Genomic DNA, 10,340 nt, shown 5'->3' with positions numbered 1-10,340 from the left:
TGACATCGTTCTGGACGGAGGATGGCCATGGACAAACCGCAGGGCATCCCGCCGAGCTGGCGCAAGGAGGCCGCCGCCGCGGTTCGAGCGCGGACAGGCCTGCGCCCGAAGGTCGCCGTCATCCTGGGGTCCGGTCTCGGCCCGCTCGCCGACGAGATCGAGGACGCGACCGCCATCCCGTACGGCGAGATTCCCCACTTTCCCGTCTCCACCGTTCCCGGCCACGCCGGCCGGCTCATCCTCGGCCGGATCGAAGGCGTGCCCGTCCTCGCGATGCAGGGGCGCGTGCACGCGTATGAGGGCTATCCGTTGTCCGCGCTCGCGTTCCCGGTGTGGGTCATGAAGGAGCTCGGCGTCGAGACGCTGATCGCGAGCAACGCGGCGGGCAGCCTCAATCCGGACTATCACGCCGGCGACCTCATGCTGATCACCGACCACTTGAACTTCGTGTTCGACAACCCGCTCGTCGGCCCCAACGACGACGAGCTCGGACCGCGCTTCCCGGCCTCCGACCTCGCCTACACGCCGGAGCTTCAGGCGGTGGCGCGGGCAGCGGCCGCGGCCGTCGGGGTGCCGCTGCGGGAAGGCGTGTACGCGTGGATCCGCGGGCCGTTCTATGAAACGGCGGCGTTCTGCCGCTTCCTGCGCATGGCCGGGGCCGACGCCATCGGCATGTCGACGGTGCCGGAGATTCTCGCCGCCGTGCACTGCGGCATGCGAACGCTGGCCATCAGTTGCCTCACGGACGAGGTGCGCCAGAAGGGCGAGCCGCCGCTGACGCACGAAGAGGTGCTCGCTGTGGCGGAGCGCGTGGGTGGGTCGTTCCGCGCCCTGCTGCGCGAGATCGTGCGGCGGCTGGCGTAGGCGCCGGCGGGCGCGCCGTTTTTCGTCGAATCTTGCTTGCGCGCGACGGTTGTGTCATGGTGGACGAGGTACCAATTAACGCGTCCCAGCGAGGGCGCGATTGGGGGTTGAACGGAATCATGTCGACCGCGACATCGTCCGCCACGCGCGAAATCAAGGGAGGCCGCAAGGCCTCCTTTTCGTTGCCCGTGCTTCCGGAAGAAACCGTCCCGGGAGTCTCGGGGCTGGCCCTGTCGCTTCAGCACCTGTTCGCCATGTTCGGCGCCACGGTGCTCGTGCCGTACCTCACGGGCTTCGATCCTTCCGTTGCGCTCTTCACCGGCGGGGTCGGCACGCTGATCTACATCCTTGTCACCGGCGGCAAGATCCCCGCGTACCTGGGATCCAGCTTCGCCATCATCGGCGCGATGATCACGGCGTCGAAGTCCTGGGGACCGGGCGCGGCCGTCGCCGGCGCGCTCGGGCTGGGGATCGCCTACGTGCTCATCGCGCTGGTCATCGGGCGCACGGGCACCGGCTGGGTGGACCGGCTGCTGCCGCCTCCCGTCGTCGGAGCCGTCGTGATCGTGATCGGGCTCGGCCTCGCCCAGACGGCGCTCGGCATGGCCAAGCTCCTGCCCGGCGCGAACGGCGTGAACCCGCTCAGCCGCGAGAGCCTCGTGGCGCTCGCGACGCTGCTCATCATCATGATCGCCGGCACGGCCCTTCGCGGCTTCGCCCGGGTGGTGCCGGTGCTCATCGGCATCGCCGGCGGGTACGTGATCGCCCTTCTTGTGGGCCTCGTCGACTGGAAAGCGGTGGCGGCGGCTCCGTGGTTCGCGCTGCCGCATTTCGTGCCGCCCACCTTCGACGCCCACACGCTGCCGGCCGTGTTGCTGATCGCGCCGATCGCCATCGTCCTCGTGACGGAGCACATCGGCCACCTGCTCGTCACCGCGGAGATCGTCGGCCGGCCCTTCGCGAAGGATCCCGGCCTGCACCGCTCGCTCCTCGGCGACGGCCTTGCCTCGACCGTCGCGGCGCTCGTCGGCGGCCCGCCCGCGACGACGTACGGCGAGAACATCGGCGTGATGGCCATCACCCGGGTGTACTCGGTGCGGGTGCTCGGCGTGGCGGCGGTCATCGCCATCCTGCTGTCCTTCATCGCGAAGCTCGGCGCACTGATCCACAGCATCCCGACGGCCGTGATGGGCGGCGTGTCGATCGCGCTGTTCGGCGTGATCGCGGCCGCGGGCATGCGCCTCTTCGTGGAGCACCGCGTGAACCTCGCGAGCCAGCGCAACCTCCTGATCGTCAGCGCGGTGCTGGTGCTGGGCGTCGGTGGGGCCCATGTCAACTTCGGGTCGTTCGCGCTCGACGGAATGCCGCTGGCGACCATCGCGGGCATCCTGCTGAACCTGATCCTGCCCCGGGAGGCGGAGCGGAGCGGCGCCTGAGCGCCGCTCCGCCCGGGCCACCGGCCTGCTCTGCGCATCGCCCGATGACCGCCCCGGTCAGCCTTCGTCCCACATCCGGCTGAGCTTCTGGTACGTTTCCGGGAAGTGCGCCTCATACCGCAGGAAGTGCGGGATGGGATAGCGGACGCCACCCTTGTGCGTCCCCTGCAGGCCGGCCACGATCTCCTCCGCGCGGTCGAACGGGAAGCTGAACGCCATCTCGTGGTCCTGCGTCTGGCCGAAGACGCGGTCGCCGTAGCAGGGCAGGATCACCTGCGGCTCCCGCTCCCTGACGGCGCGGATGAGCAGGTCCGCGCAGTCGGCGCGCGCCGAGAAGCGCGAGACCAGTTCGCCGCCGCGCTTCCAGAGGGCGGCCGCCACGAGCACCATCACCTGCGCCGAGTTCCCGTAGACGACGACCGCGTCCGGCGTGAAGGCGGCCCGCGCCAGCGGACCGACGACGACCACGCCCCGCTCCTCCGGCGGGAGCTTCGGAACGGCCGCCTCGGTCCGCGCGCCCGCCTCCGCCGTCTCCGTGTACATGCCGTGCGCGAGCCCGCCCTGGGTATAGAAGTCGAGCGCGGGCTTGAATCCGAAGGCCACTTGGGCGATGGGGCATGAGAGGTCGGCCGTGTCGATGGCGAGCGTCCACCCGTACCGGCGGGCGATGCTCACGCCCTGGCAGATCGTGATCCGCGCGCCCAGGTCCTCCTTCGGCCGGCGCGCCTTCTCCGGGAGCGGCGCGTCCTGCGGCCAGATGCGGGCCGCCACGGGAAAGGTGTCGGGTCTCACGTAGCGTTCGATCGCCTCGGCAAGCTGCGCGTTGTCCACCAGCTTCGCCCCCTCTGAGAGACCGCCGGCGGGCGCCCGGCCCGTCACTCCGGGCGGCCCGCCGCCTGCGGCGGCCTCCGCTCACGCCAGGTACTTCTGCCACTCCGCTTCCGCGGCCTGCTCGACGTCGTGCCCGAAAAACACGCGCGCGCCCGTCTCCCGTGCGATCTCACGCAGGCGCGCCACGCTCCGCTCGGCGCGCTCCGGCTCGGAGAACGCGCCGGGCTCGCCCTCCCAGTTCTCGCGGGTGTAGACGGCGTCGACGGTCAGCAACACCGGCGGCTCGCCCGGGAGCTCGACGAGCACCGAGGTGTGCCCCGGCGTGTGTCCCGGCGTGTGCAGAAGCCGCAGCCCGGGGGCCAGCTCGCGGTCGCCGGCATACGGGCGGTACAGCGGCCCCTCCGGGAAGCATTCCGGCAGGACCTCCCCGCTCCGGGCCAGATCGTACTCCTCCTGCTGGATGAGCACCGGCACGCCGGCGAACGCCGCGAGGCCGCCCGCATGATCGAAGTGCAGGTGCGTGGCCACGACCGCGTCGAGTTCCCGGGGCTGGAGGCCCAGGCGCTCCAGGACCGCCGTGACGTGGTCGCCCTCCTTCATGTCCGGGAGGATCAGGCCCTCGTCCTCGGTCCCCTTGAAGTAGTCCGGGTTGCCCACGCACGAGCGCGGCATGCCGGTATCGACGAGGAACCGCGCGTCGGAGGCCTCCACGAGGTACGTCCAGATCGGCAGGCGGATCATCTGGCCGCGCGGGCGTCGCGGCATGAGCACGGACGCGTCGACGACGCATTCCCCGGCTTTGAGCATGCGCAGGCGGCGGATCACGCGCGACCCTCCTCCCGCTTCTGCCGCTCCGCGGCTTCCTGCAGCGCCTTGAAGGCCTGGCGCGGCGGGTTGAACACGTCCAGCGCGAAGCACCCCTTCTCATACGTGCGGGCCGAGTGCGGCACGTTCGGCGGGATCCAGTAGACGTCGCCCCGGCGACACATCTTCTTCTCGCCGTTGATCTCGAACTCGTACTCCCCGTCGATCACGAGGCCCATCTGCTCCTCCGGGTGGGCGTGCTCCGGCGCCACGGTGTTCGGCTCCATGTAGACGAAGCTCAGCATGAGGTTCTCCCCCCAGACGGGCTTGAGGACGAGCCCCTGGGCGGCGGCGAAGCCGGTGACCTCGTCGAGGTGGAAGAACCTGCCCTTTCGTCCCCGGTCCTGCGCGTCCGCGTCGGTGTTGAAGTAGTTCTGGTTGAACTGGGTCAACTGGAGCAACTCCTTTCTGCGTGCACGGAATGGCGCCGCGCTTGCCAGGCGGTGGAAACGGCCCTGCGGGGATTTCCGCGGCGATTCGCTCTGGACGTGCGGATTCCTGCCGCGGGGCGGAGAGGCCGTGGCATGATGGGGGGGAGACCGGACCCCGCAGCGGGTCCGCCACTGCAGGGAGGCGGATGTCGTGCCAGTCGTGATGCAGCCGGCGAAGACGCATGCGGGCCGCGTGGCGCTCGTCACCGGCGCCAGCTCCGGATTGGGACGCGCCATCGCCGAGGAGCTCGGCGCGCGCGGAGCCGACGTGGTCGTGGCCAGCCGCAATGCGGAGAAGCTGAGGGAGGTCGTCGCGGCCATCGAAGCCTCGGGCGGGCGAGCGATGGCCGTCACCGCGGACATGACGCGGCGCGAGGACGTGGAAGCGGCCGTCGCCGCCACGGTGGAGCGCTTCGGGGCCGTCGACGACGTGCTCTTCAACACCGGCGGGCCGAAGCTCGGGAGCTTCCTCTCTCTCACGGACGAGGACTGGCTCGCCGGGCTGGACGCGACGCTGCTCTCGTTCATCCGCACCGTGAGGGCGGCCGTCCCCGTCCTGCGGGCCGCTCCGGACCGCCCGGCGCACATCGTCGCCATCCTGTCGTCGTCCGTGAAGGAGGGCATCGACAACCTCACGATGTCCAACACCTACCGCCCGGCCATCGCGGCGCTGATCAAGACGCTGGCGAGGGAGCTGGGGCCCCGGCACATCCTCGTCAACGGCGTGGCGCCGGGACGCTTCATGACGGAACGGGTCGTGGAGGTGGACCGCGACGTCGCCGCGCGGCGGGGGATCTCCGTGGAGGCCGCGCGCGCGGAGACCGAGGCGCGCATTCCGCTCGGCCGCTACGGCGATCCGCGGGAGCTGGCGCGGGTCGCGGCGTTCCTGATGGGGCCGGAGAACACCTACGTCACCGGACAGACGCTGCTCGTCGACGGCGGCATGGTGCGCGGCCTCTGAGGCGGCCGGCGGACCCGGGCGATCATGGCCGCACCCGGACCATCGTAGAGTCAATCTCAGGGACGCGATGGCGAGGAGTTGACGGCCACGATCGGGGTCTGGGTCGGCAAGGGCAGCCGCATGGTGCTTCGCCTTCTCGGCCGGCGGGCGACGAGCTTTCCCGGTCACCTGGCGCTCCGGGTGTCCCCTCGGCTCATGCGGCGCCTGGGCCGGCAGCTCCGATCGTGCGTCGTCGTGACGGGCACGAACGGCAAGACGACGACGTCCGTGATGCTGGCCACGATCTTCCGCTCGAGGGGGCCGTGCGTCAACAACGCCTCCGGCGCGAACCTGCGCCAGGGCCTGATGAACGCGCTGATCTCCGCCGCGGACTGGCGCGGCCGCCTGCGGATGGACCGCGCCGTGTTCGAGGTGGACGAGGCCACGTTGCCCCTCGTCGCGCGCGACCTGCCGATCGACTACGTGGCCGTGACGAACGTGTTCCGCGACCAGCTGGACCGGTACGGGGAGATCGACACCGCGCTGCAGCTGATCGTCGACGGCATCCGCCGCACGCGGGCCACGGCCGTCCTCAACGCGGACGATCCTCTCGCCCGCTACATCGGCCTGCGCTGCGGCCGCCCGACCGTCTACTACGGGATGTCCCGCCAGTCCGCGCGCCCGCCGGATCGGGAGCAGACGAGGGACGGCGAGTCCTGCCTGCGCTGCGGCCACCGCCTCCGGTACGACGGCTACTTCTATGGCCAGCTCGGCCTCTATTGGTGCGGCCACTGCAACTTCGCGCGGCCGCCGCTCGATTTCACCGGCCACTACGACGGCAAGTCCCTCCACGTGGTGGAGGGGCGCGCGGGCGCCGCGTCGTTCGACCTCCCGGTGCGCGGGCTGTTCAACGCCTACAACGCCCTCTGCGCGATCGCAGTGGCGCGGCTCAACGGTTTCCGCACCGAGGAGATCACCGCGGCGCTGCGCCGCTACCGGGGGCCGATCGGCCGCATGCAGGTCTTTCCCACCGAGCCGGTCGCCATCCTGAGCCTCATCAAGAACCCCACCGGCTGCGACTCGATCCTGCAGGCGATATGCCGCGAGCCGGGCCCGAAGGTGCTGTGCGTCGCCATCAACGATCGCGCCGCGGACGGTCGAGACGTATCCTGGTTGTGGGATGCCGATTGGGAACTCGTCCCCGAGAGGGGCGGCGTCTTACGATGCGTCACGACGGGCACCCGTGCCGAGGACATGGCGGTGCGCCTGAAGTACGCAGGCTACCCGACCCGCCAGATCGAGACGACGCCCGACCTGGAGGAGGGGATCCGCCGGGCGCTGCGCGCAGCGAGGACGCTCGGCTCCCTGCCGGTGTACGTGCTGACGACGTACACGGCACTGTACGGGGCGGCGCGAGTGCTGGAACAGCTGTCCGAGCGGGAGTCCCGTTCGCCGGACCACCCGTAGCCGCCCGCGATCGCCGGATGCAGAAGACGCTTCGCATCGCTCACCTCTACCCCGACGTCCTCAACCTCTACGCGGACCGCGGCAACGTCCAGACGCTCCTCCGGCGCTGCGAGTGGCGCGGGCTTCGCGCCCACGTCACATGCGTGCGGCGCAACGACGAGCTCCGCCTGAAGGACTACCACCTGGTGTTGATCGGGGGCGGCTCCGACCGCGAGCAGGCGCTGGTCGCCGAGGAACTCCGCCGGCACCGCTGGGAGTTCAAGGCGGCGGTGGAGGACGGCCTGCCGGTGCTGGCCATCTGCGGCGGCTACCAGCTGCTCGGCGAGTTCTACCAGCTCCCGGACGGGACGAAGGTGGCCGGAATGGAGCTTCTCGATCTCGTCACCACCGCCGGCAGGCCGCGGCTGATCGGGAACATCGCCATTGAGTCGCCCGAGGTGGGCACGGTCGTCGGCTTCGAGAACCACGGCGGGCGCACCGTTCACCGGCACGCCCCCCTGGGCGCCGTGCTGAGCGGCCACGGCAACAACGGCCGCGACGGCCAGGAGGGCGTGCGGTACAAGAACGTCATCGGCACCTACATCCACGGGCCCCTTCTGCCCAAAAACCCGCGCCTCGCCGACTTCGTCCTGGGACTCGCGGCCGCGTACGCGGGGTTGGCCGTCGAGTTCCGCCCGCTCGACGACGAGATCGAGTGGGCCGCCCACCGCGCGTTCCTGACGCGGCACGTCGGCATCAAGGCGTCGTCATGACGCATTGAGGCCGATGCGGCAGGATCGCGGGAGAGACGGCGGGACAGAAAAAGCCCGGTCCGGCGGGCCGGACCGGGCTGGGTCTTCCGTCACTGGCAGCCGGCGTCCGGGTTGAGCGACTGCGCCGGCACGACCGTGCCCGTGTAGTGTTGCAGGATGTAGTCCTTGACCTCCGGCGTCACGAGGGCTTTCGCCAGCTCGCACAGGGCCGGCTTGCCCTTGTCCTCCGCGCGGACGGCCAGCACGTTCGCGAAGGGCGACTCCGCCCCCTCCTGGACAAGAGGCTTCGGATCCTTCAGGATGCCGGCCTCCTTCGCCTCGAGCACGTAGTTCCCGTTGATCGCGGCCGCCGCCAGGTCGTCGAGCGAGCGCGGCAGCAGCTCCGGCTGGATCTCCTCGAACTTCAGGTGCTTCGGGTTGGCGACGACGTCGTCCACGGTGCTCGTGTAGGAGCCGCCGTCCTTGAGCTGGATCAGCCCCGCGGTCTGCAGCAGGAGCAGCGCGCGGGAGACGGACGTGGGCGAGTTGGGGATGCCGATCGCGTCGCCGTCCTTGAGCTGGTCCAGGCTGCTGATCTTCTTGGAGTAGACGCCCATCGGCTCGATGTGCACCTTGGCGAGCCAGATCAGGTTCGTCCCGTGGTGCTGGTTCCAGTCGTCGAGGTACGGCACGTGCTGGAAGTAGTTGGCGTCGATGTCGCCGGCGGACAGCGCCTCGTTGGGCGCGATGTAGTCCTCGAACTCCTTGACCTCGATGTCGATGCCCTTCTTCGCGAGCATGGGCTTGACGACGTCGTTGAGGATCTCCGCGTGCGGCGTCGGCACGGCGCCCACGACGAGATGCACGTGCTGGCCGCCGTCGGACGGGCCGGGCTCTGACGCCCGCGAGTCCCCGGACGCGGGCGCGGGTCCGCAACCGGCGAAGAGCAGGACGGCGACGGAAAGGAGCGTGATGATTCGCTTCATGCGATGGACCTCCTGGCACGGATGTGGTTGGACAGCGTCTCGCCGATGAACTGGATCAACTGCACCATGGCGACGAGCAGCACGATGGCGCCCAGCAGGATGTCGGCGCGGTATCGCTGGTAGCCCGCGCGGTAGCCGAGATCCCCGAGGCCCCCGCCCCCGATGGCGCCGGCGATGGCGGAGAACTCCACGAGGCTCACCGTCGTGATCGTGATGCCCAGCACCAGCGAGGGCAACGCCTCGGGCAGGAGCACCTTGCGCACCATCTGCCAGGGGGTGGCCCCCATGGAGATGGCGGCCGTGATCACGCCGGGGTCGACTTCGAGAAGCGATTGCTCCACCATGCGCGCGACGAAGGGCGTCGCCCCGATCGTCATCGGGACGATGGCGGCCTGGGTGCCGATCGCGGTGCCCACGACGAGGCGCGTCAGCGGGAACAGGGCGACCATCAGGATGAGGAACGGCACCGACCGCGCGGTGTTGATGACGATGCCCAGCGCCCGCTGCAGGACGGGCACGGGCATGACGTGCCCCGGGCGCGTGATGACGACGAGCACGCCGAGGGGGACGCCCAGCAGGGTGGCGAACAGGGCGCTTGCGCCGACCATGTCGAGCGTTTCGACGGTCGCCTGCGCGAGCTTGGGCAGCAGGTCGGGGTTCACGCGATGGCACCGCCTTCCTGCTGCCGGTAGGCCGCCACGATGCGCCGCGCGGCCTCGGAGCGGGTCTCTTCGATCACCTGTGCCACCGGCCCGACTTCCGCCACCCGCCCGTCGGCGAGCACGGCCACGCGGTGGCAGACGGATTTCACCACGGAAAGCTCGTGCGTGATGATCACGATCGTCAGGCCGAAGCGGCGGTTGATCTCTGCCAGCAGGTCGAGGATCTGCCGCGTGGTGACCGGATCCAGCGCGGACGTCGGCTCGTCGCAGAGCAGCACCTTCGGACGGGCCGCGAGGGCGCGCGCGATCCCCACGCGCTGCTGCTGGCCGCCGCTCAGCTGGCCGGGGTACGCGTCGGCCTTGTCCGCAAGGCCGACCAGCCCGAGCAGCTCGGCCACGCGCCGGCGGATGGCGTCGCGCTTCCAGCCCAGGATCTCGAGCGGAAGGGCGACGTTGCCGGCGGCCGTGCGCGAACTCAGCAGGTTGAACTGCTGGAACACCATGCCGATCTCTTGCCGGGCAGCGCGCAGGGCGCGCCGGGAGAGGCTGGAGAGCTCGCGGCCGTCGATGACGATGCGGCCGCGATCGGGGCGCTCGAGCAGGTTCAGGCAGCGCACGAGCGTGCTCTTGCCGGCGCCGGAAAGGCCGATGATGCCGAAGATCTCGCCGGCCTCGACCTGCAGGTCCACGCCGCGTAGGGCCGGCGTCTCGCGGCCGTCGCCGCGGTAGGTCTTGTGCAGGTTCTCGATCGTGATCACGCATGGACCACCTCCTCGTGGAAAGTCGCCGCGGGGAGGGGCCATGAAAAACGCCCCTCCGAGTGACAGAGGGGCGCCAGAAGTCCAAGTCGCTCCTCTTATCTCTCAGAGCCGAGCTCTGCAGGATTTGGCACCTTTCCCGCGCCGCCCAGAGCGCGGGGAGGTTGCCGGGCTTCATCGGGCCAGTCCCTCAGCCATCTCTTGATAAGAGTCGGTCTTCAGTTGTCGCGGCACTGGACGCAATTTTAGGAACGGGGACGCCCCGCGTCAACGGCCAGGAACTGGCAGGACGAAGCTCAGTTTCGGAATCCCGCCCGCACGGTCCCCCTCGATGGGATAGACTAAGCCCATTGGAGTTCTAGGAGGCATC

Annotated in this window: 11 protein-coding genes and 1 riboswitch; of the genes, 5 read left to right on the top strand and 6 right to left on the bottom strand. The window is 70.1% G+C overall.

What is annotated here, in order from left to right; all coding sequences use genetic code 11:
* Positions 1–27 precede the first annotated feature (27 nt).
* Together IRZ18_06490 and IRZ18_06485 are read left to right on the top strand one after the other, a co-directional pair.
* Positions 28–864 (top strand): purine-nucleoside phosphorylase, encoded by an 837-nt coding sequence (locus tag IRZ18_06490; protein MBX5476753.1) that lies wholly within the window; start codon positions 28–30, stop codon positions 862–864.
* A gap of 119 nt (positions 865–983) precedes the next feature.
* Positions 984–2,300, top strand: coding sequence for a uracil permease (locus IRZ18_06485; protein ID MBX5476752.1), 1,317 nt, complete (start codon positions 984–986; stop codon positions 2,298–2,300).
* A 57-nt stretch (positions 2,301–2,357) separates the two neighbouring features.
* Here IRZ18_06485 and IRZ18_06480 read toward each other — a convergent pair whose 3' ends face one another.
* The 3 genes from IRZ18_06480 to IRZ18_06470 all read right to left on the bottom strand — a co-directional run bounded on the left by IRZ18_06480 (position 2,358) and on the right by IRZ18_06470 (position 4,387).
* Positions 2,358–3,131, bottom strand: coding sequence for a DUF169 domain-containing protein (locus IRZ18_06480; GenBank protein ID MBX5476751.1), 774 nt, complete (start codon positions 3,129–3,131; stop codon positions 2,358–2,360).
* Positions 3,132–3,212: 81 nt separating this feature from the next.
* Positions 3,213–3,956 carry an N-acyl homoserine lactonase family protein gene (locus tag IRZ18_06475; protein MBX5476750.1) on the bottom strand — a complete coding sequence of 248 codons (744 nt, stop codon included), beginning with the start codon at positions 3,954–3,956 and terminating at the stop codon, positions 3,213–3,215.
* The gene (locus IRZ18_06470) at positions 3,953–4,387 is read right to left on the bottom strand and encodes a cupin domain-containing protein (GenBank protein ID MBX5476749.1); all 435 of its coding nucleotides are present in this window, start codon (positions 4,385–4,387) and stop codon (positions 3,953–3,955) included. The genes IRZ18_06475 and IRZ18_06470 overlap by 4 nt, the downstream gene beginning before the upstream one ends.
* 202 nt (positions 4,388–4,589) lie before the next feature.
* Between IRZ18_06470 and IRZ18_06465 the strand changes: the two genes are divergently transcribed.
* The 3 genes from IRZ18_06465 to IRZ18_06455 all read left to right on the top strand — a co-directional run bounded on the left by IRZ18_06465 (position 4,590) and on the right by IRZ18_06455 (position 7,585).
* Positions 4,590–5,387: an SDR family oxidoreductase gene (locus IRZ18_06465; protein ID MBX5476748.1), complete on the top strand. Its 798-nt coding sequence runs from the start codon at positions 4,590–4,592 to the stop codon at positions 5,385–5,387.
* Positions 5,388–5,507: 120 nt separating this feature from the next.
* Complete coding sequence (locus IRZ18_06460) at positions 5,508–6,833, top strand: DUF1727 domain-containing protein (protein ID MBX5476747.1); 1,326 nt, start codon at positions 5,508–5,510, stop codon at positions 6,831–6,833.
* 17 nt (positions 6,834–6,850) lie between these two features.
* On the top strand, positions 6,851–7,585 hold the full coding sequence (locus tag IRZ18_06455; GenBank protein MBX5476746.1) for a glutamine amidotransferase: 735 nt from the start codon (positions 6,851–6,853) through the stop codon (positions 7,583–7,585).
* Positions 7,586–7,674: 89 nt separating this feature from the next.
* Here IRZ18_06455 and IRZ18_06450 read toward each other — a convergent pair whose 3' ends face one another.
* The 3 genes from IRZ18_06450 to IRZ18_06440 are packed head-to-tail and all read right to left on the bottom strand — an operon-like array spanning position 7,675 to position 10,015.
* On the bottom strand, positions 7,675–8,550 hold the full coding sequence (locus IRZ18_06450; GenBank protein ID MBX5476745.1) for a MetQ/NlpA family ABC transporter substrate-binding protein: 876 nt from the start codon (positions 8,548–8,550) through the stop codon (positions 7,675–7,677).
* Positions 8,547–9,212 carry an ABC transporter permease gene (locus IRZ18_06445; protein MBX5476744.1) on the bottom strand — a complete coding sequence of 222 codons (666 nt, stop codon included), beginning with the start codon at positions 9,210–9,212 and terminating at the stop codon, positions 8,547–8,549. Before IRZ18_06445 ends, IRZ18_06450 begins: the two co-directional genes overlap by 4 nt.
* Entirely contained in the window at positions 9,209–10,015 is an 807-nt protein-coding gene (locus IRZ18_06440) for an ATP-binding cassette domain-containing protein (GenBank protein MBX5476743.1), read from the bottom strand. The genes IRZ18_06445 and IRZ18_06440 overlap by 4 nt, the downstream gene beginning before the upstream one ends.
* Before the next feature lie 50 nt (positions 10,016–10,065).
* Positions 10,066–10,181, bottom strand: a riboswitch (SAM riboswitch).
* Positions 10,182–10,340: the final 159 nt, after the last annotated feature.

Source organism: Clostridia bacterium (assembly GCA_019683875.1).
Taxonomy (GTDB): Bacteria; Bacillota; Sulfobacillia; order RBS10-35; family Bu92; genus Bu92.
Note: the sequence above shows the minus strand (reverse complement) of the source record. Positions and strands in the feature narration are given on the sequence as shown.